Origin of the sequence: Streptomyces bauhiniae, assembly GCF_004784475.1 — a bacterium.
In the GTDB taxonomy this organism is placed as follows: Bacteria; Actinomycetota; Actinomycetes; order Streptomycetales; family Streptomycetaceae; genus Streptomyces; species Streptomyces seoulensis.
The window spans coordinates 14,099-40,146 of sequence record NZ_SRRT01000009.1 but is presented as its reverse complement, the minus strand read 5'-3'; the positions used below and the strand labels follow the sequence as shown (position 1 = coordinate 40,146).

The 26,048-nt window shown below is 72.4% G+C and carries 29 protein-coding genes; 20 read left to right on the top strand and 9 right to left on the bottom strand.

Annotation, left to right across the window (positions count from 1 at the left end):
• Nucleotides 1–3: 3 nt before the first annotated feature.
• Nucleotides 4–1,266: a cytochrome P450 family protein gene (locus E5083_RS27335; protein ID WP_135788348.1), complete on the top strand. Its 1,263-nt coding sequence runs from the start codon at nt 4–6 to the stop codon at nt 1,264–1,266.
• Here the strand turns inward: E5083_RS27335 and E5083_RS27330 are convergent.
• Nucleotides 1,229–1,831, bottom strand: coding sequence for a ScbR family autoregulator-binding transcription factor (locus E5083_RS27330; RefSeq protein WP_208754168.1), 603 nt, complete (start codon nt 1,829–1,831; stop codon nt 1,229–1,231). The genes E5083_RS27335 and E5083_RS27330 overlap by 38 nt on opposite strands.
• A gap of 413 nt (nt 1,832–2,244) precedes the next feature.
• Between E5083_RS27330 and E5083_RS27325 the strand changes: the two genes are divergently transcribed.
• The 3 genes from E5083_RS27325 to E5083_RS27315 all read left to right on the top strand — a co-directional run bounded on the left by E5083_RS27325 (nt 2,245) and on the right by E5083_RS27315 (nt 4,013).
• Nucleotides 2,245–2,961, top strand: coding sequence for an HAD family hydrolase (locus tag E5083_RS27325; protein ID WP_135788347.1), 717 nt, complete (start codon nt 2,245–2,247; stop codon nt 2,959–2,961).
• 132 nt (nt 2,962–3,093) lie between these two features.
• Nucleotides 3,094–3,525 (top strand): Rieske (2Fe-2S) protein, encoded by a 432-nt coding sequence (locus tag E5083_RS27320; protein WP_135788346.1) that lies wholly within the window; start codon nt 3,094–3,096, stop codon nt 3,523–3,525.
• A gap of 17 nt (nt 3,526–3,542) precedes the next feature.
• A complete protein-coding gene (locus E5083_RS27315) occupies nt 3,543–4,013 on the top strand; it encodes a pyridoxamine 5'-phosphate oxidase family protein (protein ID WP_031181965.1) in 471 nt (156 codons plus the stop codon).
• Here E5083_RS27315 and E5083_RS27310 read toward each other — a convergent pair.
• Entirely contained in the window at nt 4,000–4,920 is a 921-nt protein-coding gene (locus E5083_RS27310) for a LysR family transcriptional regulator (protein WP_135788345.1), read from the bottom strand. The genes E5083_RS27315 and E5083_RS27310 overlap by 14 nt on opposite strands.
• 74 nt (nt 4,921–4,994) lie before the next feature.
• On the opposite strand from E5083_RS27310, the gene E5083_RS27305 reads away from it, so the two are divergent.
• Nucleotides 4,995–5,951, top strand: a complete 957-nt coding sequence (locus E5083_RS27305) for a DMT family transporter (protein ID WP_208754167.1) — start codon at nt 4,995–4,997, stop codon at nt 5,949–5,951.
• A gap of 331 nt (nt 5,952–6,282) precedes the next feature.
• On the opposite strand, the gene E5083_RS27300 is transcribed toward E5083_RS27305, so the two are convergent.
• Nucleotides 6,283–7,611 carry an aminotransferase class I/II-fold pyridoxal phosphate-dependent enzyme gene (locus E5083_RS27300; protein ID WP_135788343.1) on the bottom strand — a complete coding sequence of 443 codons (1,329 nt, stop codon included), beginning with the start codon at nt 7,609–7,611 and terminating at the stop codon, nt 6,283–6,285.
• Between the two features lie 48 nt (nt 7,612–7,659).
• Between E5083_RS27300 and E5083_RS27295 the strand changes: the two genes are divergently transcribed.
• On the top strand, nt 7,660–8,346 hold the full coding sequence (locus E5083_RS27295; RefSeq protein WP_135788342.1) for a pyridoxamine 5'-phosphate oxidase family protein: 687 nt from the start codon (nt 7,660–7,662) through the stop codon (nt 8,344–8,346).
• A gap of 4 nt (nt 8,347–8,350) precedes the next feature.
• Here E5083_RS27295 and E5083_RS27290 read toward each other — a convergent pair whose 3' ends face one another.
• Nucleotides 8,351–9,349, bottom strand: coding sequence for an EamA family transporter (locus E5083_RS27290; RefSeq protein ID WP_425276757.1), 999 nt, complete (start codon nt 9,347–9,349; stop codon nt 8,351–8,353).
• A 66-nt stretch (nt 9,350–9,415) separates the two neighbouring features.
• On the bottom strand, nt 9,416–9,964 hold the full coding sequence (locus tag E5083_RS27285; protein ID WP_135788340.1) for a Clp protease N-terminal domain-containing protein: 549 nt from the start codon (nt 9,962–9,964) through the stop codon (nt 9,416–9,418).
• Between the two features lie 221 nt (nt 9,965–10,185).
• Between E5083_RS27285 and E5083_RS27280 the strand changes: the two genes are divergently transcribed.
• Nucleotides 10,186–10,359, top strand: coding sequence for a hypothetical protein (locus E5083_RS27280; protein ID WP_107030798.1), 174 nt, complete (start codon nt 10,186–10,188; stop codon nt 10,357–10,359).
• Nucleotides 10,360–10,410: 51 nt separating this feature from the next.
• Here E5083_RS27280 and E5083_RS27275 read toward each other — a convergent pair whose 3' ends face one another.
• Nucleotides 10,411–11,037: a PadR family transcriptional regulator gene (locus E5083_RS27275; RefSeq protein ID WP_135788526.1), complete on the bottom strand. Its 627-nt coding sequence runs from the start codon at nt 11,035–11,037 to the stop codon at nt 10,411–10,413.
• 152 nt (nt 11,038–11,189) lie between these two features.
• On the opposite strand from E5083_RS27275, the gene E5083_RS27270 reads away from it, so the two are divergent.
• The 4 genes from E5083_RS27270 (at nt 11,190) to E5083_RS27255 (ending at nt 14,326) form a co-directional block, all read left to right on the top strand.
• Nucleotides 11,190–11,927, top strand: a complete 738-nt coding sequence (locus E5083_RS27270) for a VOC family protein (RefSeq protein WP_135788339.1) — start codon at nt 11,190–11,192, stop codon at nt 11,925–11,927.
• A gap of 10 nt (nt 11,928–11,937) precedes the next feature.
• Nucleotides 11,938–12,519, top strand: a complete 582-nt coding sequence (locus E5083_RS27265; protein ID WP_135788338.1) for a DinB family protein — start codon at nt 11,938–11,940, stop codon at nt 12,517–12,519.
• 88 nt (nt 12,520–12,607) lie between these two features.
• Nucleotides 12,608–13,438 carry an ammonia-dependent NAD(+) synthetase gene (gene nadE, locus E5083_RS27260; RefSeq protein WP_135788337.1) on the top strand — a complete coding sequence of 277 codons (831 nt, stop codon included), beginning with the start codon at nt 12,608–12,610 and terminating at the stop codon, nt 13,436–13,438.
• Nucleotides 13,439–13,513: 75 nt separating this feature from the next.
• Nucleotides 13,514–14,326: a PhzF family phenazine biosynthesis protein gene (locus tag E5083_RS27255; protein WP_135788336.1), complete on the top strand. Its 813-nt coding sequence runs from the start codon at nt 13,514–13,516 to the stop codon at nt 14,324–14,326.
• A gap of 1 nt (nt 14,327) precedes the next feature.
• On the opposite strand, the gene E5083_RS27250 is transcribed toward E5083_RS27255, so the two are convergent.
• Together E5083_RS27250 and E5083_RS27245 are read right to left on the bottom strand one after the other, a co-directional pair.
• Nucleotides 14,328–15,095 carry a CPBP family intramembrane glutamic endopeptidase gene (locus E5083_RS27250; protein WP_135788525.1) on the bottom strand — a complete coding sequence of 256 codons (768 nt, stop codon included), beginning with the start codon at nt 15,093–15,095 and terminating at the stop codon, nt 14,328–14,330.
• A gap of 182 nt (nt 15,096–15,277) precedes the next feature.
• Nucleotides 15,278–16,795: a glutamate-cysteine ligase family protein gene (locus E5083_RS27245; protein WP_135788335.1), complete on the bottom strand. Its 1,518-nt coding sequence runs from the start codon at nt 16,793–16,795 to the stop codon at nt 15,278–15,280.
• Between the two features lie 579 nt (nt 16,796–17,374).
• Between E5083_RS27245 and E5083_RS27240 the strand changes: the two genes are divergently transcribed.
• From E5083_RS27240 to E5083_RS27220, 5 genes are all read left to right on the top strand, one after another.
• On the top strand, nt 17,375–17,959 hold the full coding sequence (locus tag E5083_RS27240; RefSeq protein ID WP_135788334.1) for a hypothetical protein: 585 nt from the start codon (nt 17,375–17,377) through the stop codon (nt 17,957–17,959).
• Between the two features lie 373 nt (nt 17,960–18,332).
• Complete coding sequence (locus E5083_RS27235; protein ID WP_030808771.1) at nt 18,333–18,533, top strand: DUF5999 family protein; 201 nt, start codon at nt 18,333–18,335, stop codon at nt 18,531–18,533.
• A 176-nt stretch (nt 18,534–18,709) separates the two neighbouring features.
• Entirely contained in the window at nt 18,710–19,240 is a 531-nt protein-coding gene (locus E5083_RS27230) for a universal stress protein (protein WP_135788524.1), read from the top strand.
• A 341-nt stretch (nt 19,241–19,581) separates the two neighbouring features.
• Nucleotides 19,582–21,534, top strand: coding sequence for an APC family permease (locus E5083_RS27225; protein WP_135788333.1), 1,953 nt, complete (start codon nt 19,582–19,584; stop codon nt 21,532–21,534).
• A 79-nt stretch (nt 21,535–21,613) separates the two neighbouring features.
• Nucleotides 21,614–22,012, top strand: a complete 399-nt coding sequence (locus tag E5083_RS27220) for a TOBE domain-containing protein (protein WP_135788332.1) — start codon at nt 21,614–21,616, stop codon at nt 22,010–22,012.
• A 23-nt stretch (nt 22,013–22,035) separates the two neighbouring features.
• On the opposite strand, the gene E5083_RS27215 is transcribed toward E5083_RS27220, so the two are convergent.
• Complete coding sequence (locus E5083_RS27215) at nt 22,036–22,503, bottom strand: molybdopterin-dependent oxidoreductase (protein ID WP_244317681.1); 468 nt, start codon at nt 22,501–22,503, stop codon at nt 22,036–22,038.
• Nucleotides 22,504–22,731: 228 nt separating this feature from the next.
• On the opposite strand from E5083_RS27215, the gene modA reads away from it, so the two are divergent.
• From modA to E5083_RS27195, 4 genes are read left to right on the top strand one after another with little or no spacing between them, the layout of a single operon-like run.
• Nucleotides 22,732–23,553, top strand: coding sequence for a molybdate ABC transporter substrate-binding protein (gene modA, locus E5083_RS27210; RefSeq protein ID WP_135788330.1), 822 nt, complete (start codon nt 22,732–22,734; stop codon nt 23,551–23,553).
• Complete coding sequence (modB, locus tag E5083_RS27205; RefSeq protein ID WP_135788329.1) at nt 23,550–24,404, top strand: molybdate ABC transporter permease subunit; 855 nt, start codon at nt 23,550–23,552, stop codon at nt 24,402–24,404. The genes modA and modB overlap by 4 nt, the downstream gene beginning before the upstream one ends.
• A 59-nt stretch (nt 24,405–24,463) precedes the next feature.
• Complete coding sequence (locus E5083_RS27200) at nt 24,464–25,549, top strand: ABC transporter ATP-binding protein (protein WP_135788328.1); 1,086 nt, start codon at nt 24,464–24,466, stop codon at nt 25,547–25,549.
• A 28-nt stretch (nt 25,550–25,577) separates the two neighbouring features.
• Entirely contained in the window at nt 25,578–25,997 is a 420-nt protein-coding gene (locus E5083_RS27195; protein ID WP_135788327.1) for a TOBE domain-containing protein, read from the top strand.
• Nucleotides 25,998–26,048: the final 51 nt, after the last annotated feature.

Genomic DNA, 26,048 nt, shown 5'->3' with positions numbered 1-26,048 from the left:
ACCATGGAGACGTCGCCCTCCGCAGCCCCGCACCGGCTCGACCCCGCCGGGGGCTGCCCGCACGCCGACAACGCCCGGCTGCTGGCCCTCGGCGCGGTGGCACCCGTCGAACTGCCGGGCGGGATCGAGGGGGTGGCCGTGCTGGGCCACGACGCGCTGCGGGAGTTCCTCCCGCATCCCGAAGTCGCCAAGGACGTACGGCACTTCAAGGCGCTGCACGAGGGCCGGATCGCACCGGGCTGGCCACTGCTGACGTTCGCCACCGTGCGCGGCATGACCACGGCCGACGGCACGGACCACCGGCGGTTGCGCTCCCTGGTCAGCCGGGCCTTCACCCCGCGCCGGGTGGACGGACTCCGGCCGCGCGTCGAGGAGTTGACCGACGCACTGCTGGACGACCTCGCGGCGGCGGACGGTGTCGTCGACCTCCGGCAGCGCTTCGCGCTCCCGCTGCCGATGGGCGTCATCTGTGAACTCCTCGGCGTGCAGGAGCGGTTCCGCGACCGTCTGCACCGGCTCAGCAATCAGGTGGTGGCGACCGACATCGGGCCGGAGGCCGCGCTCGCCGCCAACCGCGAACTCGTCGCCGTACTGGGCGAGATGGCCGCGAGCAAGGCCGCGCACCCCGGCGACGACCTGACCAGTGCCCTCATCGCCGCGCGCGACGGGGGCGGCGACCGGCTCGGGCAGGAGGAGCTGATCGGCACGCTGGTGCTGCTGATCGTGGCCGGGCACGAGACCACCCTGAACCTGATCACCAACGCCGTGCGGGCCCTGTGCACCCACCGCGACCAGCTCGGCCTGGTCCGTTCCGGGGCCGCGAGCTGGGCCGACGTCGTGGAGGAGACCCTGCGCTGGGACTCCCCGGTGAGCTACTTCCCGTTCCGCTACCCGGTACGGGACCTCGGCATCGGCGGTACGACGATCCCGGCGGGCACCCCGGTCCTGGCCGGCTACTCCGCCGCCGGACGCGACAAGGCGGCGCACGGCCCGGATGCCGACCACTTCGACGTCACCCGCCCGGCCCGCGCCGACGCGGTGCGCCATCTGTCGCTGGGGCACGGCGCCCACTACTGCCTGGGCGCTCCGCTGGCCCGGCTGGAGGCGACGGTCGCGCTGGAGCGGCTGTTCGCCCGCTTCCCGGACCTCGAACTCGCCGCGCCGGAAGAGGACTTGCCGCGTCACGCGAGTTTCGTCGGGAACAGCGTGCGGGAACTGCCGGTCCGCCTCAGCGCTTCGGCGCCGCCTGGAGGGACGGCAGGGTGAGGTGCCACCACTCGGCCAGCCGGGCGGTGATGGTGGCGGTGCCCTCCAGTGCCTCGGTCAGCGAGCAGAGGCCGAAGAAGGCGCGCACCAGGGCGCGGGCGGTGGGGGCCGGGCGGATGTGCGGGGCCAGTTGGCCGGTGGCCCGCGCCTGGGCCAGCAGGCGGGTGGTGGCGGCGGTCCAGAGGGCGAAGGGGTCGGGCAGCGTGGCGTTGATGACCTCGCGCTCGGCCCAGAGCCTGGCGCCCCCGCGCGTCACGGGGTCCTCGGCGAGGGCCTTGGCGATGTCGTAGCTCAGCGCGACGAGCCGGTCCATCGGCGGGACCGCGTCGTTCGTATACCGGTCGGCGAGTTCGGGCCAGGTGGCGAAGCGGTCCCGGACGACCGCGAGGGCGATGCCCTCCTTGCTCGCGTAGTGGAAGTACACGGCCCCGCTCGTCCGCCCCGACCTGCTGCTTATGTCGTTGACGCTGGTGCCGGCGTACCCGCGCTCGGCGAAGAGGGAGGCAGCCGCCTCCAGGAGTGATCGGCGCGTTGCCCTGGCCCGTTCCTGCAACGTCCCGTCCACCCTCGCTCAACGTTCCCGACGCCGAAGAATGTAGTGCGCCCGCGTGCGCCGGGAGCAAGCGGCAACCACACTCGCGCGGTAATTGCGCATTTCTTTCGAGGATGAACGCCTGCGAGTGGTAAAGGGTGCGCAACCCCACCGTTTCGGTGCTTCGCCGGTGGAACGGCGGCCTTCGTGCATCGGGGCCGACCCTGTGGTGAACATGCCTCAACTGTGCTTTCGCACAATGCCGTTGGCGACCCCGGTGACCACTTCCGCATCTCGTCGCTCCGGGTGCGCATACACCCCGAAACCCCTCACCGTCGATAACTCTTTGTAGCCATTTCCTCACTCTGTGCGTGTAAATAACGTAGCGGCCACGATGTTTCCGTTTCCCGAGCTATGCCGGGAATGCCCGTTCCAGGGAGGTCATTGTGTCCACCACGGGCCATCATCTGCTGGGTTGGTCCCCCAAGGCCGTCGTCTTCGACTGCGACGGCACGCTGATGGACAGCGAACGCCACTGGCAGGAGGCCCGCGGCCGGGCCTTCCGGGGCTTCGGCCTCCAGGCGCCGCCGGGCTTCGCCGACCAGGCCAAGGGGGTGCACTACGCCGACTGCGGGCGGCTGATGGCCGAGGCGGTGCACAAGCCGGAGCTGACCACCGACCTGACGGCGGCCCTCCTCCACCACTTCCTCGACCTCGTCGCGGACGACCCGGTGACGATGCCGGGCGCCGTCGACCTCGTCCGGCTGCTCTCCGGCAGGCTCCCCCTCGCCGTGGCGAGCAACTGCCCCGCGGAGGTGGTGGAGGCGAGCCTCGAACGGGCCGGGCTGCGCGCCCACTTCGCGCACCTCGTCGTCCCCTCCGCGACCCCGGCCGGCGACACCGGCACGGTCCGCCCCAAGCCGTGGCCGGACGTGTACGAGACGGCGGCGAAGCTCTGCGGGGTGGGCCCGGAGGAGGCGCTGGCCGTCGAGGACTCGCTGACCGGCGTGGAGTCGGCCCGCCGCGCCCGGCTGCGCGTGCTGGGCGTCGGTCCCCGGCCGGACGGCGACGACGCGCACCGGGCCGACCTGTGGGTACCGGCGCTGCACACACCGGAGTTGCTGGCCTGGGTGCACACCTGGGCGCCGCTCGCGGAGAGTTGAGCCGGGCCCGGCGTTTACGCCCTCCTCATGCCCGGGCGGCGAGGATCGGGGCCGTCGGTGAACGTCAGGTGCCACGGGGCCGTACCCCTGGACGGATCAGGAACGCTCATCCCCGGCGGAAGGAAACGCCCCATGACCAGCGCAACGCCCCGACCCACTGCCGGACCGGACCGGCGTACCGTGATCGCGGCGGCGGGAGCGGCCGGCCTCACCGTGGCGCTGGCGGCGTGCGGTTCGGACGAGGGCGGTTCGGACGCGGCCGGCTCCGGTTCCGCCGGGGACGCTCTTGCCAAGAAGGCCGACATCCCCGAGGGCGGCGGCAAGATCTTCAAGGACCAGGGTGTGGTGGTCACCCAGCCCAGCGCGGGCACGTACAAGGCGTTCTCCGCCAAGTGCACGCACCAGGGCTGCGCGGTGGGCAGCGTCGCGGACGGGGTGATCGTCTGCCCGTGTCACAACAGCCACTTCTCGGTGGCGGACGGCAGCGTGAAACAGGGGCCGGCGACGGCTCCGCTGCCCGAGCAGAAGATCAGCGTGTCCGGCGACGAGATCAAGCTGGCCTGACCGGGAAGGGGGGCCGCATGACCGTCACGCAGCAGCGCCGGGGCCGGAAGATCATGATGACCCCGGGCGAGCTGGACGAGTTCCTTACCAGTCAGCGCACCTGCCGGGTGGCGACCGTCTCGGCGGACGGCACCCCGCACGTGAGCGCGCTGTGGTTCGTCTGGGACGGCACCTCGCTGTGGCTCTACTCCGTGGTGCGCAGCAGACGCTGGACCCAGCTCCGGCACGACGCGCGGGTGGCCGTCGTCGTCGACTCCGGTGAGGAGTACGACCAGTTGCGCGGGGCGGAGCTGTCCGGGCGGGTGGAGTTCGTGGGCGAGGTGCCCCGCACCGGGGAGCTGTGCGCCGAACTCGACACGGCGGAGACGCTGTTCGCGCGGAAGAACTTCGGCATGGACGAGATGCCGCACGACGGCCGGCACGCCTGGGCCCGGCTGACCCCGGAGAAGGTCGTGTCCTGGGACTTCCGCAAGCTCAGCGGGCGTTGAGGGGTCGGCCGAGCCGCGCGGCCGCCGCGCGCAGGGCGTCCACGGCGGCCCGGATCGAGGGCCGCCGGTCGGCGTCCGCGCGCCACAGCACGTAGACGTGCCGCCGTACCTGCTGTTTGAGCGGGACCAGGACGACGCCGGGCGGTACGGGGTCGCGGCCCAGCAGGGGTGCGATGCACACGCCGAGCCCGGCGGCGACCATGGCCAGTTGGGTGTGGGTCTCGCCCGCGCGGTGGCCGACGAGGGGTTCGACGCCCTTGGAGCGCAGGGTGAACAGCAGCCACTCGTGGCAGAACTCGCCCTCGCCCCAGGTGATCCACTCGTCCCCGGCGAACTCCGCGAGGTCGACCTCGTCCCGGCCGGCCAGCGGATGTCCGGCGGGCAGGGCGACCTCGGCGGGGTCGTCGAGCAGGGGTTCCTTGACCAGGCCGTCCGGCACCGGCATCGGCTTGTTGTACCAGTCGAGGACGACCGCGAGGTCCAGGTCGCCGCGCGCGACCCCGGCGACGCCGAGTTCCGGCTCCAGTTCACAGGAGCGGAGCCGCAGGGCGGGGTGCCGGCCGCGCAGGTCGGCGAGCGCGGCGGGGAAGAGGCCACGGGCGGCCGTGGGGAACGCCGACATCCTCAGCTCCCCTGCGACCTGGCCCCGGTGTGCCTCCAGGTCGGACTGGGCCAGCTCGACCTGGGAGAGGATGCGGGCCGCGTGCTCGGACAGCAGGCGTCCGGCGTCGGTGAGGCGTACTCCGCGCCCGTTCTTGGCGAGCAGTTGCTGTCCGGCCTCCCGCTCCAGCTTGCCGAGCTGCTGGGACACCGCAGACGTGGTCACGTGCAGCGCCTCGGCGGCGGCGCTGACCGAGCCGTGCCGGGCGAAGGCGTGCAGGGTGCGCAGGCGCTCCAGGTTCAACATGTAAGCAATCCTAAACGGTATCGCGCTCGCATTCTCGATTGTGCTACGAAGTTGGGTCCAGCATCTTTGACGGCATGAGCACGGTCATCCCTTCCCGGACCCAGTCCCCCGCCGCCCCGCCGTCCGTCCGCGCGCGCCCGCCCCGCCTGCTCGACTGGCGGCTGCGCTTCGGTCTGCTGTCCCTGATCTGGGGCTTCAGCTTCCTGCTGATCAAGGTGGGCACGGGAGCGTTCGCGCCCTTCCAAGTCACCCTGGGCCGCCTGCTGTTCGGCACGCTGGTGCTCGTGGCGGCCATGGCCGTGAAGCGGGAGCGGCTGCCGCGCGGGGGCCGTACCTGGGCGCACCTGACGGTGGCCGCGTTCTTCCTGAACGCCCTGCCCTTCTCCCTCTTCGCGTTCGCCGAGCTGACGGTCCCCTCCACGCTGGCCGGCATCTGCAACGCCACCTCGCCGCTGTGGGGCATGGCCTTCTCCCTGGTCGCCCTCTCCGAGGACCGCCCCACCCGCGTCCGCGTCGCCGGACTCGGCCTCGGCTTCCTCGGCGTCCTGACGGTCCTCGGCGCCTGGCAGGGCTTCCACGGCCTGGACGCCCGGGGCACCGCCCTGGCCCTCCTTGCCTCCCTGAGCTACCCGGTCGGCTGGATCTACGTCCGCCGCACCCTGGCCGGCACCGCCAACTCCCACCTTTCGATGACCGGCGCGCAGCTCCTCCTCGCCACGGCCCAACTCGCGCTGGTCACGCCGCTGTTCACCGCTGTCCCGGCGAGCTTCCCGGTGGTGCCCTTGCTGGCGATCGCCGCCCTGGGCGCCCTCGGCACGGGCCTCGCCATGCTCATCCAGTACGGCCTCGTCGCCGAGGTCGGCCCCACCACCGCCCAGATGGTCACCTACTTCGTCCCGGTCATCGCCACGGTCGCCGGAGTGACCATCCTCGGCGAGTCCCTCCACTGGACGACCCCGGTGGGCGCGGCGATCGTGATCGCGGGGGCGGCGCTGACGCAGGTCAGGCGGCGGTCGGTGTCGGCGAAGTAGCGCCGTGGGCCGGGATGGGAGGGCTCACCGTCGCCCCAGCCGGGCGCGCGGGGCAGCGTGAATCAGCGCGCCCCGCTCGCAGAAGCCGTGTCGACGCCGACCCGGGCCAGGCCCGACCCGCGCCGCGCCTTAGGCACGCGACCGGCGCGGCATGCTGGCCGTCGCCGCTCGAAGAACTCGGGCCACGGCCCACCGCCGACCCAGGTCAGGCGCGAGGCCCGTCTCAGCCTGACGCCTTGCTCGAAGAACTCCGTCGGGGTCCTGCGCCCGGGCGCCTCCTGCTCGAAGGCACGGCACGGACCCGCATGCCATGCCACCGCACCGCCCACCCTCACCCGTACGACCGCGCCGGAGACGGCCGTACCGCCGCGGCCACCGCCTTCGCCAGCGGCACGATGTCCGCCTCCGTCAGCGGCGAGACCGTGATCCGGATCGCGGGTGGGGAGTTCAGGCGGAAGCGGGCGCCGGGGGCCACTGCCCAGCCGGACTGGAGGAGGCGGGCGACGGCGCCGGTTTCGTCGGGGACCGGGACCCAGACGTTCATGCCGCTGCGGCCGTGGGCCGTGACGCCGCGCTCGGCGAGGGCGTCGAGCAGACGCCCGCGGCGCGTGCTGTAGGACGCGGCCACCGATGGGCCCACCGTGCCGTCGGCCCAGAGGTGGGCGACGGCCCGTTGGAGGAGGTGGCTCACCCAGCCGGGGCCGAGTCGCTGGCGTCCGCGTACCAGGTCGACGGTGCGGGTGTCCCCGGCGAGGACGGCGAGCCGGAGGTCGGGGCCGTAGGTCTTGGAGACGGAGCGGATGAAGGCCCAGTGCGGGGTGGCGCCCGCCAGGGGGTGGGCCGGGAGGTCGACGAAGCCGTGGCCGTGGTCGTCCTCGATCAGCACGGTGCCGGGGTGTTCGCGCAGCACGGCACGGAGTTCGCGGGCGCGGCCGGAACTCACCGAGGCGCCGGTGGGGTTCTGGGCGCGGGTGGTGACGAGCAGGGCACGGGCGCCGGAGCGCAGGGCGGCGTCCAGCTCGGCGGCCAGCGGACCCTCGTCGTCCACGCCGACGGGCACGGGCCGTAGCCCGAGCGCCGGGATCAGGTCCAGCACGCTCCCCCAGCCGGGGTCCTCCACAGCAACCGCGTCGCCGGGCCGCAGATGCGCGGCGAGGACGCGCTCGATGGCGTCGAGCGAGCCGGAGGTGAGGGTGAGCGGCCCGGCCGGAACCCCGTCCGCGTCCAGCGCCAAACGGGCGGCGCGGACGAGATCCGGGTCGGCCGGGTCGTCGCCGTACAGCGCCGGGGCGCGGTCCGCGCGGGCGGCCGCCTCCGCGAGCGCCGGACCGAGGGCGGGCAGCAGCGCCGGGTCGGGGTTGCCGGTGGACAGGTCCCGCGCGCCCTCGGGTACGTCGAGGCGCAGCTCGTCGCGGCCGGTGGTGGCGGGCTTGGGCCGGACCCTGCTGCCCCGGCGGCCGGCGGTCTCGATCACCCCGCGCTCGCGCAGGGTGCGATAGGCGGCCGCGACCGTATTGGGATTGACGTCGAGCCTGGCCGCCAACTCCCGCATGGGCGGCAGCGGTTGGCCCGGCAGCAGTTCCCCGGAGCCGACCGCGTGTTCGACGCTGGCCGCGATCTCCGCTGCGCCGCGCCCCTGAATCGGATACTCTCCTAGCACAAACCTAATTATGCACTAGTGCAATTCAGCAGTCCAGGGAGGGCCGCCATGCAGGGCACCGGACAGGCAGCACCGCAGGCCGACTACGCACCGACCGACCGCACCGTGCCCACCAGGGCTCCGCAGCGGGCGTCGTACGACCGGGAGTCGGTGCACGCGATACTCGACGAGGGCTACCTCTGCCACCTCGGCTTCGTCCGCGACGGCGCCCCGGTGGTGCTGCCCACGCTGTACGGCCGGGTCGGCGAGCGCCTGTACGTGCACGGGTCCACGGGTTCGCGCCCGCTGCGGATGACCGGCGCCGCCGATCCGGGACTCCCGGTGTGCCTGACGGTCACCCATGTCGACGGCCTGGTGCTGGCCCGCTCCGCCTTCCACCACTCGATCAACTACCGCTCGGTGGTGGTGCACGGCGTGGCGTACGAGGTCACCGACCCCGAGGAGCGCCGGATCGCGCTGGACGCCGTGGTGGACCAGGTGGTGCCGGGCCGCTCGGCCGACTCCCGCCCCGCCAACCGCAAGGAGCTGGCGGCGACGGCCGTGATCCGGCTGGACCTGCGGGAGGTCTCGGCCAAGGTCCGCACCGGCGGCGTCAACGACGAGCCGGAAGACCTCACCCTCCCGCACTGGGCCGGAGTCGTCCCCGTACAGAAGACCTACGCGACCCCGCTCGCCGACGCGGACCTGGCACCCGGCACCGAACTGCCGCACTACCTGACCGAGTTGACGAAGTAGCCCGCTAGGCCGCGGTCCCCCGCGCCGACAGCTCCCGTTCCGCGCCGCCCTCCGCGACCGGGTCGGGAGCCCCCTCGGCCGGTGCCGAGGACTGGGCGATGAACGCCCCGAGGAGGACGACCGCGCCCCCGGCCACCTGCGGCAGCGACAGGTGCTCGCCGAGCAGTACCCAGGCCAGCACGGTGGCGATGACCGCCTCCAGGCACGCGACGACCCCGGCCACCTGCGGCGACAGCCGCCGTACCGACAGCACGCCGGTGACGTAGGCGGCGACCGTGGCGACGAGCACGATCCAGGCGAGCAGCGCGAGCGCGGGCACCGGGGTGCCGTCGAGGTGCGCGGTGCCGGTGAGCACCGAGCGGTCCATCGTCCAGGGCCGCGCGACGAGGGTGAGCACGGCGGCGCCGACCAGCAGGCCGTACGCGATCACGCCGAGCGGGTCGGGCGCCCGCTCCCCCGCGTCGCCACCCTGGTCGGACAGCACGAAGTAGCCGACCTGGCAGCAGGCGGCGCCCAGCGCGAGCAGCAGCCCGAGCGCGTCGAAACACAGCCCGGACCACACCTCGACCACACAGGCGAGCCCGCCGGCCGCGAGGACCACGCCGAGCGCGGCCGCTCTGGTCACCGGCCGCCGCTGCACGAACCGCACCCAGCCGAGCACCAGCGCCGGGGCAAGATACTCGATGAGCAGCGCGACCCCGACCGGGATACGGGACAGCGCGGCGAAGTAGCACGCCTGCACTCCGGCGACCGCCAGCAGCCCGAACCCGGCGAGCAGCGCCGGGCGTTGGCGGAGCAGCGCGCGGTGCCGTACGGCGAGCGGCAGCATCACCAGGGCGGCGCCGGTGACCCGGAGCCAGACGACGTGCAGCGGGTCCAGGCCCGCCTCGATCAACGGCTTGGCCGCGACTCCCGACCCGCCGAAGGCCAGGGCCGAGACCAGCGCGAGGCTCAGCCCGGCGCCTCGGCCGCTCCCACTGTTCACGGACGTACGCACGCGCACATGATGGCAGGCGATGACATGAGCGTCACCCCTGTTGACACCTGTCTCAGCAGGTGGACGCGGGGCTCAGCCGCCCGTGGCGCGGGGTGCCTTCCTGGCCAGGGTGCCCGCCGGGATTCCGGCGTGCTCCAGCACCTCGACGGCGCGGCAGCGCGGGTCGGCGACCAGGGCGGCGAGCAGATCGAGGCCGGTGGCGTGGAGTCCGTCCCGGCGGGCGGCGCGGCGCCGGGCCTCCCGCATGGCCTCGGCCGCGAGGGGCGACCAGCGCTCGGGCCCCTCGAAGGTGCCGTCGCCCCGCACGGGTCTCGGTACCGCGCCCGGTGTGCCGCCGCCCTCCGCCACGCGCTGCCAGCCGAGCCCGTAACCGATGCTGCGCTGCACCAAGTAGCCGAGCAGCCGGACCAGTTGGGGGCCCATTGCGGCGCGGGCCTCGGGGTCCGCGTCGAGGAGGGAGTGCAGCAGATGGGCGGTGTCGATCTGCCGGTCGCCGTCCCGCACGGCGCGGCGGCGGGCACCGGCGACGACCGCGGCGAGCGTCGCGTCGAGTCCGGACTCGTCCGGTGCGCCGGCGCCGCCCTCGTCGGGCACGGTCCGACCGGCTGTACGGGGTTCCACGGTCCCACCCCATCAGTCACGGCGGTCCCTTCACATCCGCGAGGGGAACCATTCGCGCGTCCCACGCAGAGTGGAGACCGGCGTACGCCGCCTCCTCCTCACGGATGAGACCGCGGTCTTCTCTCTCGGGGGCGCGCCCGGCCCGTCGCGCACGCCGGGGCAACCACACGGCTCCCCCACACGTCTCACATGAAGTGGAGGAAGGATGTCCGTGCTGGCTGGTGGGCCTGCCGGCGGTCGACGGCAAGCAGTACGTCTACCGGGTGTACGCCCCGGGGGACGCACTGCCCGCCGACCTGTTCTGGGACGCCTGGCACTGCCACGACGAGGGCCCCTTCCCACGGGCCTGGGACCTGTTCGACGCGGCGGTGATACGCCGGGTGCCGGCGGCCTGAGCCCCGGCGCGCGCCGGCAAGGACGGCAAGGACGGCAAGGACGGCAAGGGCTCAGTCCTCGTCGGCGAGGATGAGGTACAGCTTCTTGCGGGCGTCGTTGAGGACGGCCAGCGCCTTGTCCCGCTGTTCCTTGGTGCCGGTCTTCCAGACCTGCCCGAAGGCTTCCATCAGACCGGACCCGGCCTGGCGGATCTCGCTCAGCGCCTCCCAGTCGACACCCCGCGAAGCCTCCTCCCAGGGCGCGTCCGGGCCTTCCTCGGCGGCGGTACGGCCGGCCTCGGTGAGCGCGAACAGCTTCTTCCCGCCCTCGCTCTCGCTGGCGATCAGGCCCTCGTCCTCCAGCAGTTGCAGCGTCGGGTACACCGAGCCGGGGCTCGGCTTCCACGCGCCGCCGCTGCGCTCGGCGATCTCCTGGATCATCTCGTAGCCGTGCATCGGGCGGTCCTTGAGCAGCGCCAGGATCGAGGCCCGCACATCACCGCGCCGCGCCCTCCCCCTCGGCCCGCCGCGCCCGGGACCACCCCTGAATCCGGGCCCGCCGAACATCGGCCCACCGAACCCGGGGCCGCCCGGCCCGAAGGGCCCGAACGCCCCGCGCTCCCCCTCGAACCCGGGCCGGCCGCCGTGGTGACCGGGCCCGGCGCTCCAGGGCCCTCGGTGAAATCCATGACCGTGCATGACGATCACTCCGTTCTGTCTTCGATCCATCACATCCGATCGCGTTCCTTACGCGACACGTCGACGATATATCGGTAGTGCGCTCGCCGACAAGCCCCTGCGCAAAGAAACCCGCTGGCCGCCCCTCACCGCACCGGCATACGATCCGCCGCATGACGACGCGCCTGGTGCAGATCTCGATGAAGGCCACGGACAAGTCCGCGCTCGGGCGGTTCTGGGCGGGGGCGCTCGGCTGGCAGGTCACCGGGGACACGCCCGACGAGACGAATGTCGAGCCGGAGGGCATCACGTACCCCTCCCCCGAGGCCGTCTGCATCGACATCCTCGACGTCCCGGTCCCCAAGACGGTGAAGAACCGCGTCCACCTCGACCTCGCCACCACCTCCGAGGCCCACCGGACGGAACTGCTGGCCCGGCTGGCGGAGTTGGGCGCCACCCCCGTCGACATCGGCCAGGGCGACGTCCCCTGGACCGTGCTCGCCGACCCCGAGGGCAACGAGTTCTGCGTACTGGAGCCCCGTGAGCTGTACCGGGACACCGGCCCCGTCGCCGCGGTGGTCGTGGACTGCGTGGACCCGCATGCCATGGCCCGCTTCTGGGGCGAGGCCATGGACTGGAACGTGCACGAGGTCACCGACGACCTCGCCCGCCTCCGCTCCGCCAAGTCCGTCGGCCCCTACCTGGAGTTCGTCCGCACCCCCGACGCCAAGTCCGGCCTGAACCGCGTCCATTTCGACCTCCGCCCCTACCCCGGCGACGACCAGTCCGCCGAGGCCGACCGCCTCCGCGCCCTGGGCGCCACCGACCTCGACTTCGGCCAGGGCGACGTCTCCTGGACCGTCCTCACCGACCCGGAGGGCAACGAGTTCTGCCTCCTGGTCCCGCTGTAGAGCGCACCCCATGACCACCCCCGACCCCAAGGCCGACCTCCTCCGCTATCTGAGGTCCGCCCGCGAGGCCCTGCTCTGGAAGCTCGACGGGCTCTCGGAGTACGACGCCCGCCGTCCCCTCACCCCGACCGGCACCAACCTGCTGGGCCTGGTCAAGCACGCGGCCGGGATCGAGCTGGGGTATCTCGGGGACACCTTCGGGCGGCCCTCGGGCGAGCCGCTGCCGTGGCTCACGGAGGGCGCCGAGGTCAACGCGGACATGTGGGCCACCGCCGAGGAGTCGCGCGCGGACCTCGTGGAGCTGTACCGCCGCGCCTGGGCGCACGCGGACGCGACGATCGAGGCGCTCCCGCTGGACACCGTCGGCCGGGTGCCCTGGTGGCCGAGCGGCCGGGACGAGGTGACCCTGCACCACGCCGTCGTACGCGTCCTCGCCGACACCCAGCGGCATGCCGGGCACGCGGACATCGTCCGGGAGCTGGTGGACGGCGCGACCGGGATGGACCGGGGCGATGCCGGCCTGCCGTCGGACGACCCCGTGTGGTGGGTGGTGCACCGGGCTCGGGTGGAGCGCGCGGCGCGGGAGGCGTGACCCGTCGCGCACCGGGCCGTCCGGCGTTTGCCAGAATGGCAGCGGCCCGCAGGTGAGGGCCGTCGCCGAAGTGTGAGGAACGAGCAGCATGACCGACCTGGCCCCCACGCCGCAGCAGAAGGAGATCGCCCGCGACCTCCAGGTGCCCGAGTCCTTCGACGCGGAGCGGGAGATCGAGCGCCGGACCGCCTTCCTCGCCGAGCGCCTGACCTCCACGGGCCTGCGCTCACTGGTGCTCGGTATCAGCGGCGGGGTGGACTCGACCACGACGGGCCGCCTGTGCCAGCTAGCCGTCGAACGGGCCCGCGCGGCCGGCCACGAGGCGACCTTCTACGCGATGCGGCTGCCGTACGGCGTCCAGGCCGACGAGGCCGACGCCCAGCGCGCGCTCGACTTCATCCGCCCCGACCGCACCCTCACCGTCGACATCCGCCCCGCGAGCGACGCCGCGCTGGACGCGGTCGTGGCCGGCGGCGTGGTCTTCCGGGACGCGTACCACCAGGACTTCGTGCAGGGCAACATCAAGGCCCGCCAGCGCATGATCGCCCAGTACGCGGTGGCCGGCGCCCAGGACGGCCTGGTCGTCGGCACCGACCACGCGGCGGAGGCGGTCTCCGGCTTCTTCACCAAGTACGGCGACGGCGCGGCCGACGTCGTCCCCCTGACCGGCCTCACCAAGCGCCGCGTCCGCGCGCTGGCCGACGCCCTCGGCGCCCCCGCCGAGCTGGTCTGGAAGACCCCCACCGCCGACCTCGAGACCCTCGACCCCGGCAAGTCCGACGAGACCGCCCTCGGCGTCACCTACGACGACATCGACGACCTCCTGGAAGGCAAGCCGGTCCCGGACCCCGCCTACACCACGATCATCGACCGCTACCACCGCACGGAACACAAGCGCCAGCTCCCTCTGGCTCCCTGAGACCCCTCACGACCAGGGCCACTTCTGCTGAACTGGCCTTGGCCGTGCGGTCGTGCGAGCCCCTAGGGTCTGCGCATGCGTATCCGAATTGCCGACGCCTTCGCCGACCGCCCCTTCACCGGGAACCCTGCCGGGGTCCTGATCCTGGACGACGTGTTCCCCGACGACGACTGGCTCCAGCAGGTGGCCGCCGAGGTCAACCTCTCCGAGACGGCCTTCGCGCACCGGCTGCCCGAGGGTGGCGAGGCGGACTGGGCGCTCAGGTGGTTCACGCCGGTCACGGAGGTGGCGATGTGCGGGCACGCCACGCTGGCCACCGCGCACGTGCTGTACGCCACCGGCGCCCACGAGGGCCTCGTACGGTTCGCCACCCGCAGCGGGGTGGTCGTCGCCACGCCGCACGAGGACGGGGAGATCACGCTGGACTTCCCGACCGCGCCGCTCACCGAGGTCGAGGCCCCCGAGGGGCTCGCCGACGCGCTGGGCGCGGAGCCGGTGGCCGTGTTCGACACCGGGCCGGACGTCGGGGACCTGCTGGTGGAACTGGCCGACGAGAAGACCGTGTTGGAGCTGACCCCGGACCACCGGGAACTCGGCGGCTGCTCCAGCCGGGGCGTGATCGTCACCGCCCGCGCCGAGGACCCCACGCTGGGCGCCGACTACGTCTCCCGCTGCTTCTTCCCGAACGTCGGCATCGACGAGGACCCGGTGACCGGCAGCGCCCACACGGCCCTCGCCCCCTACTGGTCCGCCCGCCTGGGCCGCGACGACCTCACCGGCCTCCAGGCGTCCCGCCGCACCGGCCTGATCCACACCGGCCTGCGCGGCGACCGCACCCTCCTCCGGGGCCGCGCGGTCACCGTGATCGACGGGGAACTGCTCGCCTAGTTCAGGGAGTCGGCAGCCAGCCCACCTTGCCCGCCAGCAGGGCGTAGCCGACGAAGGCGCCGATGTCGAGCAGGGAGTGGGCGACGACCAGCGGGCCGACCCGGCCCCAGCGGCGGTAGAGCCAGACGAACACCACGCCCATCACCAGGTTGCCGATGAAGCCGCCGATGCCCTGGTAGAGGTGGTACGAGCCCCGCAGGACCGCGCTGGCCACCAGCGCGGTCCCCGGACTCCAGCCCAACTGGCCCAGTCTGCGCAGCAGATAGCCGACGACGATGACCTCTTCGAGCACCGCGTTCTGCACCGCGGACAGCACCAGCACCGGGTACTTCCACCACACGTCGGGCAGCGCCTCGGGCACCACGGTCAGGTTGAAGCCGAGTCCGCGCGCCGCCAGATAGAAGGCGATCCCGGTACTGCCGATCACGGCGGCGACGGCGGCACCCCGCGCCAGGTCCGTCCAGGGCCGCCCCCGGTCGAAGCCGATCACGCGCAGGCTCTCGCCCTCCCGGCACAGCAGATACGCGACCAGCACCACCGGTACCAGCGCGGACGCGATCCCGAAGAGCTGCCAGGCCAGGTCGAGCCAGGGCCGGCCGGGCGCGGCGGAGGCGTTGAGGGTGGCGGCCTGGTCCTTGAGCCCGCCGGGCTTGGTGACCGAGCCGATGAAGCTGATGAGCGCGGACACCCCGCTCGCGCCGAGCGAGAGCGCCAGCACGATCAGCGTCTCGTCCCGCAGCATCCGCCGGGAGGGCTGCTGCCATGCCATGGACTCGGCCACCGGTTCCGCCTCCACCCGCGTTCCGGGCGCCGGGCGGCTCGACCTGCCCCCGCGCGCCTGCGTTCGGGCAAAGGATCGCAGAAGGACCCGGCCGGGCCGCACACCGGGTGGCCCCCGGCACGGCCGCACGCGGACGGAACACCCGCGTACGGCCGTGACTGCGAAAAACCTCAGCCCAGCGGCACCGGCTCCGGCAGCCCCACCGGCCAGGTGTGCACCGGTTCCCCGGCGTGCATCAGCTCGGCGTACCGGCGCGTCGTCGCGGCCAGCGCCTCCTCCCGGCCGTGACCCTTCTCCAGCGCGCGGTGGAAGGTGGCCGCCTGCCAGGAAGCGCCGTTGACCCGCTTGCGGCACCGCTCCTCGATGACCCCGAGATAGAAGTCCCGGTCGGCCGCCTCGATCCCCCACGCGTCCAGCCCCGCGGCGGCCATCGGCAGCAGCTCGTCGCGGACCAGGGTGACCGCGTCGACCTCGGCCGTACCGCCGTAGCGGCCGCGCCGGGGCCAGGTGAAGCGGGCGTCGATGCCGTACCGGCAGGCCGCGTCGAAGTTGGCCTCGGCGGCCTCGAAGGGCAGCCGGGACCACACCGGGCGGGACTCCTCGGCGAGCGCGCGCACCAGCCCGTAGTAGAAGGCCGCGTTGGCGATCACGTCGGTGATGGTGGGCCCGGCGGGCAGCACCCGGTTCTCCACCCGGAGGTGGGGAACGCCGTCGGCGATGTCGTAGACCGGGCGGTTCCAGCGGTACACCGTGCCGTTGTGCAGGACGAGTTCGGCCAGTTTGGGCACGCCGCCGGCGTCGAGGACCTCCAGCGGCTCCTCGTCGTCGCAGATCGGCAGCAGGGGCGGGAAGTAGCGCAGGTTCTCCTCGAACAGGTCGTGGGCGCCACTGATCCAGCGCTCGCCGAACCAGGTGCGCGGCCGTACGCCCTGGGCCTGGAGTTCGGGCGGGCGGGTGTCGGTGGCCTGGAGGAAGAGCGGCGGCCGGGACTCGCGCCACAGCTCGTGCCCGAACAGGAACGGCGAGTTGGCGCCGACCGCGATCTGCGCGGCCGAGGCCGCCTGCGCCGCGTTCCACACGTCGGCGAACCGGTCGGGCGTCACCTGGAGATGGAGCTGCACGGAGGTGCAGGCCGCCTCGGGGACGATGGAGCGTGAGGTGCAGCGCAGATGCTCCACGCCCTCGATGTCGAGCCGGAAGTCCTCACCGCGCGCGGCGACGATCTGGTCGTTGAGGAGGGCGTACCGGTCCACTTCGGAGAGGTTGGACGAGACCAGGTCGTCCCGGCCGAGCGTGGGCAGGATGCCGGTCATCACGATTCCGGCGTCCACCTCGCCCGCCTTGCGGTCGGCGTAGGCGAGGGAGGTGCGCAGCTCCTCCGCGAGCCGGTCGAATACCCGGTCGCCCAGCCGGTGCGGGGCTATGTTGACCTCCAGATTGAACATGGCGAGTTCGGTCTGGAAATCGCGGCTGGCGATCCGCTCCAGTACCTCGCCGTTCAGCATTTTCGGCATACCGTCGGGGCCGGCGAGATTCAATTCGATCTCCAGCCCCATCAGGTTCTTGGGACGGTCGAACCGTTTCTCGGCCAGCAGTCGCTCCAGTCCCGCCAGGCACTTCTGGAGCTTTTCGCGGTAGCGCTGGCGATCGGACAGGTCGAACGGGCCTGCCACGACCTTCTCCCCCATGGAAGTGTCCCTCCTCGGATGGGCGGCCCGAGGGTCCGGCCGCCGGGGCTCCCGGATCGGTTGGGATGATGCCCAGCGGAAGCGATCGATAACGCCGCATCCGGCCTCGCCGCCCATTATTCTGACGGAAGTGTCCTGCGGCACATTCACGAGGCATGCCGCATCACGCATCTTCGGGTGCCCTGATCGCCTCGTGAAAAACGCCGACGACAATCGGCCGACCGCGCGGACGGGGTCCGGCGAGGTCAGCGGGGCCCGGCGGCCAGGAAATCGGGATGTTCAGCGCGTATCCGCGACCGGATATCGCCTTGCCCGGACTATCGGAATCGGATAGCCGAAACAACGGGTGAACACCCGTCGTATAAACTTCGCGGACAGGGCCGAAGGATGGTGCCTCGGTACCGGTTTCTGACGCGTTTCCGCCGCATTCCGGCCGTCGGTCGACGACCGGCAGATCTCCGTCGCACTCGCGTCCGCTCCGGGCCCCCGCCGCCCCCGGCCCTCCACCTGTGAGCAGACAGTGCCGTCCGCCCCACCCTTCTCGCGCCGCCGCGCCTGTCGAACGAGAGGCGACCCACCATGCCGCTGCACGTGCCCCCCGCGCCCGCGCCCGCACTGCACTCCGTCCTCACGGCCCTCGGTTCCCCCACCGCGGTCCGTGAGGCGCGCACTCCTGCCCTGCGTGCCGCGCAGGGTCCGGTCACGCCCGAACTCCCGCTCGCCCTGCACGTGTTGGACCACATCACCCCCGAGGGCCTGTCCGCGACGCGGCTGACGGGCTGGCGGTTCGTCATCCGGGCCGGCGACCGCCCGGTGGCGGCGGCCGACACCGTGCTCACCCCGGACGGCTGGGCCTTCTCGCACTTCTTCGAGGGTCCCTACATCCCGTCCACCGAGCGGGCGCTCCAGCAGGCCGAGGCGCTGCTCCAGCCCTACCAGCCGCGCCTGCTGTCGGTGCCGGGCCTGTACATGCTCACCCTGTGGCTGCACGGTGATCCCAGCGCCGACCCGGCCGAGAGTCATCCCGCCGCCACCGACCTCCTGGTGCCACTCGCCCCGGCGCCGCCCGGCATCCGGGCCCACCGGCCGCACCGGGTCTCGGAGTTGCTGCCGGTGCTGACCCATCGTGCGACTCCCGTGCCCCTTCTCGGCTCACCCGCCTGACCGACCCCCCGCGTACCCCGCTTCCCGGCGCGGAAGCGGGGTACGGCCTTTTCTCCGGGTACGCCGGATTCCTGCCCGGGGTGCGCGCATTCCCGTGGGCCCCACACATTTCGCTCGTGCGAGTAATTGTCCGCTCCTGTGAGCGAATAGCCGCCACTCCCCCAAGTGGACTAGCCCTTTCCGGTCACACCGAACCACCCAAAGGGACAGTGCGGTTGGATTGAACCGTCCGCGAGAGTGATGCGTCATGAACGAGTAAGGAGCGGTGCTGCGAAATCCCTGCGGAACGACGCCCAGCGGGCAACACTGGATTCCGACCGATGTTTCACCACGGGGGACGGACATGACCACGACAAAGCGAGAGATCCCGCCCATGTGCCAGCATCAACCCACCTGCCCGCCGGCCGAGTCCGCCGACCGCGAGTCGGCCCGTCTCGTGGCGCACCACCCGGAACAGGGGTGGAGTCTGCTGTGCAACGGCGTTCTGCTCTTCGAGGACACCGGCGAGCTGCTGCCCGACGGCCGGGTCATCGCCCCCCACCGCCCGCTCGGCGCGCTCATGACCGCCGCCTGAGCAGCACCTGAGGCGGCCCGCCGAGGCCGCCCGACGATCCGAGGGGCCGGACGCACACACGGTGCGCACCGGCCCCGACTCGCGTCCGGGGACCGGCCGGCTGGTCGAATCGCCCGGACGGGAGTGGGATGGAAACAAGGATGCGCGAGCGGTCCCTCCCCGAGGAGCGTGAAGTGATGTCCGGTTTCAACGCCCCCTGGGCCACGCGGGTGGTCGTCGGTGTGAGCGGTTCCCTGGGCAGCGTCACGGTCCTGCGCCGGGCCACCGCGCTCGCCCACCGGCTGGCCGCCGAGCTGTGGCCGGTGCTGGCCTGGACGCCGCCCGGCGGTGATCCGACCGGCCGGCGCTCCGTCGTCGCCGACCCGCTGACCGAGGAGTGGCAGCGGATGGCGGAACACCGGCTGACGTCCCTGCTCGACGACCTCTTCGGCGAGGAGGGCCCCGGCCTCCCGCTGCACGCGGTGATCGTGCGCGGCACGCCGGGCCGGGCGCTGCTGGCGGTCGCGGACCGCGAGGACGACCTGCTGGTGGTCGGCGCGGGCCGCCGGGGGCTGCGCCGGGCCTTCTCCGGCCGGGTCTCCCGGCAGTGCCTCGCCCACGCCCGCTGCCCGGTGCTCGCGGTGCCGCCCTCCCCGCTGGAGTCCGACCTGACGGCCGTCCACCGCCGCAACGCCTGGCACTGGCGCATGGACATCCGCGGCCTCTGACCCCGCGCGCGCTGTGCTGCGGACCGCCCCCGCCCGAGGCAGCATGGACAGGGTGCGGACGACCGCCCGACGATCTTGTACGAGATGACGCTCGGTGTCCGCTCCCGGAGACCGGAACCGGCGCCGCCCGCACACCGCGCTCCCTGTCCACACAGGCTCCGGGCCTTCACTTATCGGTGCGTCAGCAGCCCTTGTCGGCCCATTCTTAACGCAGGATTGACGCCTCCCCGCCCCGGAATCCATGGGGCGAGCGTCACTCTCCGCATACGCTGGTCCGGCTGTCCGCGCGACCGCGGGCAGTGATCGTCAGGCAGCCGAGCCGCACCACCTGGAGCACGCCGATGGCCACGACCGAGCACCCTCCCAGCCGTCTGCGCGGCTGGATGCTGCAGGGGCTCTCCGACATGGGCAAGCGGGGCGGTCTGACCGGCCCGCACGCCGAGCCGGAGCCCCCGCACCGGGGCCAGCGCTGGTGGCGGGTGATGTGCCTGACCGGCGTCGACTACTTCTCCACCCTCGGCTACCAGCCCGGCATCGCCGCCCTGGCGGCCGGCCTGCTCTCCCCGCTGGCGACCATCGTGCTGGTCGTCGTCACCCTGGCGGGCGCCCTCCCCGTGTACCGGCGGGTGGCGCAGGAGAGCCCGCACGGGCAGGGCTCCATCGCCATGCTGGAGCGGCTGCTGTCCTTCTGGAAGGGCAAGCTGTTCGTGCTGACCCTGCTGGGGTTCGCGGCCACCGACTTCCTGATCACCATCACCCTCTCCGCCGCCGACGCCTCCACCCACCTGGTGGAGAACCCGCATCTGACCGGCACGCTGGGCGGCCACCAGATGCTCATCACGCTGATCCTGGTGGCGCTGCTCGGCGCGGTCTTCCTCAAGGGCTTCCTGGAGGCCATGGGCGTCGCGGTCGCCCTGGTCGGCATCTACCTCGCGCTCAACCTCGTCGTGGTGATCACCGGCCTGTGGCACGTGCTGACCGCCGAGCACGTGATCACCGACTGGACCAACGCGCTCACCGTCCAGCACGGCAACGTCTTCGTGATGATCGGCGTGGCCCTGATCGTCTTCCCCAAGCTCGCCCTCGGTCTGTCCGGCTTCGAGACCGGCGTCGCCGTGATGCCGCACGTCCAGGGCGACGACGGCGACACCGAGGAACGCCCGGCGGGCCGCATCCGGGACACCAAGAAGCTGCTCACCACCGCCGCCGTGATCATGAGCTGCTTCCTGATCACCACCAGCTTCATCACCACGCTGCTCATCCCGGCCGCCGAGTTCAAGCCCGGCGGCCAGGCCAACGGCCGCGCCCTCGCCTTCCTCGCCCACGAGTACCTGGGCAACGCCTTCGGCACGGTCTACGACGTCTCGACCATCGCCATCCTGTGGTTCGCCGGCGCCTCCGCCATGGCCGGCCTGCTCAACCTGATGCCCCGCTACCTCCCCCGGTACGGCATGGCCCCGCACTGGGCCCGCGCGGTGCGCCCGATGGTCATCGTCTTCATCCTGATCGCCTTCCTGGTCACCTGGCTCTTCGACGCCAACGTGGACAAGCAGGGCGGCGCCTACGCCACCGGTGTGCTCGTACTGATCAGCTCGGCCGCCATCGCGGTGACCATCGCCGCCCGCAAGGCAGGACAGCGCGGCTGGACCATCGGCTTCGGCGTCATCTCCGCCGTCTTCCTGTACACCACGGTCGCCAACGTCATCGAGCGCCCGGACGGCGTGAAGATCGGCGCCTGCTTCATCGCCGGCATCATGCTGGTCTCCCTGCTGTCCCGGCTGGCCCGTTCCTTCGAGCTGCGGGTGACCAGCGTGGCGATGGACCCCATGGCGGAACGGTTCGTCCGGGACATGGCCAGCCGGAAGATCCGGTTCATCGCCAACGAGCCCGACAACCGCGACCGGGCCGAGTACCGCGACAAGATCGAGCAGATCCGTACCGACAACGACATGCCCGAGCAGGAGGACTTCGTCTTCGTCGAGGTCACGGTGGCCGACCCCTCGGAGTTCGAGACGTGCCTGACCGTGCGCGGCGAGGTCCTGCACAACCGCTACCGGGTGCTGACCGTGGAGTCCTCCTCCATCCCCAACGCCCTCGCCGCCCTGCTGCTGCATGTACGGGACCTGACCGGGCGTACGCCGCACATCTTCTTCGAGTGGACGGAGGGCAACCCGTTCGCCAACTTCCTGCGCTTCTTCCTCTTCGGCCAGGGCGAGGTCGCCCCGGTCACCCGTGAGGTGCTGCGCGAGGCGGAGCCGGACCGGGCCCGCCGCCCCCGCGTGCACACCGGTTGACCCGTCCGGGCGCGCCCGCGTCCCATCCGGAGCCTGCCCCGGTGCCCGGCCGCCGACCTCTGGATTTATGGTGACCAGCATGCAGTCCTACACGATCGGCCAGGCAGCCCGGCTCCTCGGCGTGAGCCCCGACACCGCCCGCCGCTGGGCCGACGCCGGCCGGATGGCCACCCACCGCGACGAGTCCGGGCGGCGTCTGATCGCCGGCCAGGACCTCGCCGCGTTCTCCGTCGAGCTGGCCCAGACGGGCGGGACGGCCGAGGAGGAGACGTCGGTCACCTCGGTGCGCAACGCGTTCCCCGGCATCGTCACCGCCATCAAGCTCGGCGACGTGGCCGCCCAGGTGGAGATCCAGGCGGGCCCGCACCGGCTGGTCTCCCTGCTCACCCGCGAGGCGGTCGACGAACTCGGGCTGGAGGTCGGCATGGAGGCCACGGCGCGGGTGAAGTCGACCAACGTGCACGTCGACCGCTTCTGAGCAGGTGCGGCGCTGTCGGCCCCTCAGCCCGCCGCGAGCGTCGCCCGGTCGGCCAGGAGGGGCGCGACGGCACCGAAGTGATAGCCCCCGTCGACCCGGATGCCGGTGATCCCGCTGATGTGCCGGGCACCGCACCGGTCCTGCGGCAGCACCAACTGCGGCCCGGCCGCGTCCAGGGGCGTCCCGTCGATCGTGACCGCGAGCAGGACGGGGGCGTCCGCGAAGTCCGGGTCGATCTCGGCCCAGCTCAGCACCGCCCGATGGCCGTCGGTGCCGGTCACCGAAATAAGGAATCTCAGCCGGTCCTTGCGGCGCACCGGGTCGAATCCCGGACCCGCGTCCGTCAGCACGTGATACAGGCGCGGCCCGGAGAACCGGTGCCGCTGCACGCCGCTGGTGGCGCACTCGAAGCTGACGTCCGCTTGAAACTGCGGCCATTCGTGCAGGTCAGACACGGTAAGCCGGGCAGGCCGGGCCAGATCGCCGGTCATGGCCAACTGAGCGAGCGTCACCGCGACCACCTCCCTCGGATAGCTACCCCCCGCACACCTCCGGACAAACGCATATGCCAGCCCCGGATAACAACTTCGCAGCTCATGCGACATGACACCTGACTAACGTCTGGCAAATGCGGCAGTATCATCGGCCTCGTGGCCGATCTCCGGCCCCCATGAAGGGCGCGAGCGTTGTTCCGCCGAGACGAGGAGTAGAAAACCGTGATGACCCGTTCCGCACGCCGGACCCGCCGGATGCTGCCGCTGGCCGGTGTGGGAGTCGCCGCCCTGCTTGCCCTCAGCGCCTGCTCCAACTCCGACGGGTCGACGCCCGCCAAGGCCGACAGCTCCGACTCCGCCTCCCCCAAGCTGTCCGGCACGGTCACCGTGTTCGCGGCCGCCTCCCTCAAGGAGAGCTTCACGACGCTGGGCAAGCAGTTCGAGCAGCAGCACCCCGGCACCAAGGTCGCCTTCAACTTCGGTGGCAGCGACACCCTCGCCGCCAGCATCACCAGCGGCGCCCCGGCGGACGTGTTCGCCGCCGCGAGCCCCAAGACCATGGCGATCGTCACCGACAAGAAGGACACGACGAGCGCCCCGTCGACCTTCGCCCGCAACCAGCTCGCGATCGCCACCCTGCCGGGCAACCCCGACAAGGTCGCCTCGCTGAAGGACCTGACCGACCCGAAGCTCAAGGTCGTCCTCTGCGACAAGACCGTGCCGTGCGGCGCGGCCGCGCAGAAGGTGCTCGACGCCGGCGGGATCAAGGTCACCCCGGTCTCCTACGAGCAGGACGTCAAGGCCGCCCTGAACAAGGTGGAGCTGAAGGAGGCCGACGCGTCCCTGGTCTACAAGACCGACGTGAAGTCCGCCGCCGGCAAGGTCCAGGGCGTGGAGTTCCCCGAGTCCAAGGACGCGATCAACGACTACCCGATCGCCCCGCTGAAGAACGCGCAGAACGCCGACGCGGCCGCCGCCTTCATCGCGCTGGTCAAGTCCTCCGACGGCCAGAAGGTGCTGACCCAGGCCGGCTTCCTCAAGCCGTGACCGAGCTGAAGCAGCCCGCCGCGGCCCGTCCCGACCGGGGCGGGCCGCGGCGCCCGCGTGTCCGCGCCGCCCGCCGTGGCGTGCCGCTCCCGCTGCTGGTGCCGGGCCTGCTCGCCATGGCGTTCCTGCTGGTGCCGCTGCTCGCCCTGCTGGTCCGCGCCCCCTGGCGCAGTCTGCCGTCCCAGCTCGCCAGCACCGAGGTGTGGCAGGCGCTCCAGCTCTCCCTGATCAGCGCGACCGCGGCCACGGCCGTCGCCCTGGTGCTCGGCGTGCCGCTGGCCTGGCTGCTGGCCCGCACCGAGTTCCCGGGCCGGGGTCTGGTGCGGGCGCTGGTGACCCTGCCGCTGGTGCTGCCCCCGGTCGTGGGCGGTGTCGCGCTGCTGCTCGCGCTGGGCCGCAACGGCATCATCGGCAAGTCGCTGGACGCCTGGTTCGGCATCACCCTGCCGTTCACCACCGCCGGTGTGGTCGTCGCGGAGGCGTTCGTCGCCATGCCGTTCCTCGTCATCAGCGTGGAGGGCACCCTGCGGGCGGCCGACCCGCGCTACGAGGAGGCGGCGACCACGCTCGGCGCGTCCCGCTTCACCGCGTTCCGCCGGGTCACCCTGCCGCTGATCGCGCCCGGCATCGCGGCCGGCGCCGTGCTGGCGTGGGCCCGCGCGCTCGGTGAGTTCGGGGCCACGATCACCTTCGCGGGCAACTTCCCGGGCCGTACCCAGACCATGCCGCTCGCGGTCTACCTCGCCCTCCAGAACGACCCGGAGGCCGCCATCGCCCTCAGCCTGATCCTGCTGGCCGTGTCCATCGCGGTGCTGGCGGGCCTCAGGGACCGGTGGATGACGGGGGCGTGACGGTGCCGCGAGGATGGAAGACACCGACCACGCCGGCGCCGACGGAGGACGACCGCCCCATGACCGACATCGACGCGCCCCCCGCCCTGCTGAAGGCGGCGGACGCACAGGGTCTCGACGCCCGTCTCGTGGTCGACCGGGGCACCTTCCGGCTGGACGTGTCCCTGCACGCGGCTCCCGGCGACGTGGTCGCGCTGCTCGGCCCGAACGGCGCGGGCAAGACCACCGCGCTGCGCGCCCTCGCGGGCCTCGTCCCGCTCTCCGAGGGCCATCTGCGGCTGGACGGCACCGCACTGGAGCGCATCCCGCCGGAGAAGCGCCCGGTCGGCGTGGTCTTCCAGGACTACCTGCTCTTCCCCCACCTGACCGCGCTGGACAACGTGGCCTTCGGGCCGCGCTGCCACGGCACCGGCAAGACCGAGGCCCGCGCGCAGGCCGCCACCTGGCTGGAGCGTATGGGCCTGGCCGACCACGCGAACGCCAAGCCCCGCCGCCTGTCCGGCGGCCAGGCCCAGCGGGTCGCGCTGGCCAGGGCGCTCGCCACCCGGCCCCGGCTGCTGCTCCTGGACGAGCCGCTCGCCGCGCTGGACGCCCGTACCCGCCTGGAGGTCCGCTCGCAGTTGCGGCGGCACCTCGCGGAGTTCGAAGCGGTCGCCGTACTCGTGACGCACGACCCGCTGGACGCCATGGTGCTCGCGGACCGGCTGGTGGTGGTCGAGCACGGCCAGGTGGTGCAGGAGGGCACGCCCACCGAGATCGCCCGGCACCCCCGTACCGACTACATCGCGCAGTTGGTCGGCCTCAACCTCTACCGGGGCGAGGCCGACGGGCACGCGGTACGGCTGGACGGCGGGCCGTCGATCACCACCACCGAGGACCTCACCGGGCCGGTGTTCGTGGCGTTCCCGCCGGTGGCCGTCACCCTGTTCCGGGACCGGCCGACCGGGGCGAGCGCCCGCAACCTGTGGCGCTGCGAGGTGGCCGGTCTGGAGACGCACGGCGACCAGATCCGCGCGGACCTGACCGGGGAGATCCGGCTCGCCGCCGACCTCACCACGGCGGCCGCCGCCGAGCTGGACCTGCACACCGGTGCGCCGGTCTGGGCGACCGTCAAGGCGACGCAGACCCACGCATACCCGGCATGAGCCCGCTCAGCCACTACGGTGTGGCTCCATGAGCATGAGCATCCGCAACCAGCTTCCCGGCACCGTCACGGCGGTCCACCCCGGCGAGGTCATGGCGACCGTCAAGATCCGACTGGACGGCGGTCAGCAGTTGACCGCGGCGATCACCGAGGAGGCCACCAAGGAACTCCGGCTGGCCGAGGGCACCCCGGTGCACGCCCTGGTGAAGGCGACCGAGGTGTCCCTGGCCACCGCGCCGGTCGACCACATCTCGATCCGCAACCAGCTCGCGGGCACGATCAGCGAGATCACCATGGGCACCGCGATGGCCTCGGTGAAGGTCGCGGTGCCGGGCGCCGAGGTGACGTCGGCCATCACCCACGAGTCGGCGGCCGAACTGAAGCTGGCGGAGGGTGACTCCGTGGTGGCGCTGATCAAGTCGACCGAGGTCTCGCTCGCCACGGCCTGAGCGGACATGAGCCTGAGCGGACACGAAGAAGGCCCCCTGCCCAGGTCCGGG

Coding starts and splice junctions, on each gene's coding strand:
- E5083_RS27275 (WP_135788526.1), bottom strand. CDS start 11,037: ATGCACGGTCATGGATTTCACCGAGGGCCCTGGAGCGCCGGGCCCGGT.
- E5083_RS27320 (WP_135788346.1), top strand. CDS start 3,094: ATGACCAGCGCAACGCCCCGACCCACTGCCGGACCGGACCGGCGTACC.
- E5083_RS27215 (WP_244317681.1), bottom strand. CDS start 22,503: ATGACCGGCGATCTGGCCCGGCCTGCCCGGCTTACCGTGTCTGACCTG.
- E5083_RS27305 (WP_208754167.1), top strand. CDS start 4,995: ATGAGCACGGTCATCCCTTCCCGGACCCAGTCCCCCGCCGCCCCGCCG.
- E5083_RS27225 (WP_135788333.1), top strand. CDS start 19,582: ATGGCCACGACCGAGCACCCTCCCAGCCGTCTGCGCGGCTGGATGCTG.
- nadE (WP_135788337.1), top strand. CDS start 12,608: ATGACCGACCTGGCCCCCACGCCGCAGCAGAAGGAGATCGCCCGCGAC.
- E5083_RS27315 (WP_031181965.1), top strand. CDS start 3,543: ATGACCGTCACGCAGCAGCGCCGGGGCCGGAAGATCATGATGACCCCG.
- E5083_RS27195 (WP_135788327.1), top strand. CDS start 25,578: ATGAGCATGAGCATCCGCAACCAGCTTCCCGGCACCGTCACGGCGGTC.
- modA (WP_135788330.1), top strand. CDS start 22,732: ATGACCCGTTCCGCACGCCGGACCCGCCGGATGCTGCCGCTGGCCGGT.
- E5083_RS27265 (WP_135788338.1), top strand. CDS start 11,938: ATGACCACCCCCGACCCCAAGGCCGACCTCCTCCGCTATCTGAGGTCC.
- E5083_RS27295 (WP_135788342.1), top strand. CDS start 7,660: ATGCAGGGCACCGGACAGGCAGCACCGCAGGCCGACTACGCACCGACC.
- E5083_RS27240 (WP_135788334.1), top strand. CDS start 17,375: ATGCCGCTGCACGTGCCCCCCGCGCCCGCGCCCGCACTGCACTCCGTC.
- E5083_RS27255 (WP_135788336.1), top strand. CDS start 13,514: ATGCGTATCCGAATTGCCGACGCCTTCGCCGACCGCCCCTTCACCGGG.
- E5083_RS27230 (WP_135788524.1), top strand. CDS start 18,710: ATGTCCGGTTTCAACGCCCCCTGGGCCACGCGGGTGGTCGTCGGTGTG.
- E5083_RS27220 (WP_135788332.1), top strand. CDS start 21,614: ATGCAGTCCTACACGATCGGCCAGGCAGCCCGGCTCCTCGGCGTGAGC.
- E5083_RS27250 (WP_135788525.1), bottom strand. CDS start 15,095: ATGGCATGGCAGCAGCCCTCCCGGCGGATGCTGCGGGACGAGACGCTG.
- E5083_RS27270 (WP_135788339.1), top strand. CDS start 11,190: ATGACGACGCGCCTGGTGCAGATCTCGATGAAGGCCACGGACAAGTCC.
- E5083_RS27310 (WP_135788345.1), bottom strand. CDS start 4,920: ATGTTGAACCTGGAGCGCCTGCGCACCCTGCACGCCTTCGCCCGGCAC.
- E5083_RS27200 (WP_135788328.1), top strand. CDS start 24,464: ATGACCGACATCGACGCGCCCCCCGCCCTGCTGAAGGCGGCGGACGCA.
- E5083_RS27335 (WP_135788348.1), top strand. CDS start 4: ATGGAGACGTCGCCCTCCGCAGCCCCGCACCGGCTCGACCCCGCCGGG.
- E5083_RS27235 (WP_030808771.1), top strand. CDS start 18,333: ATGTGCCAGCATCAACCCACCTGCCCGCCGGCCGAGTCCGCCGACCGC.
- E5083_RS27245 (WP_135788335.1), bottom strand. CDS start 16,795: ATGGGGGAGAAGGTCGTGGCAGGCCCGTTCGACCTGTCCGATCGCCAG.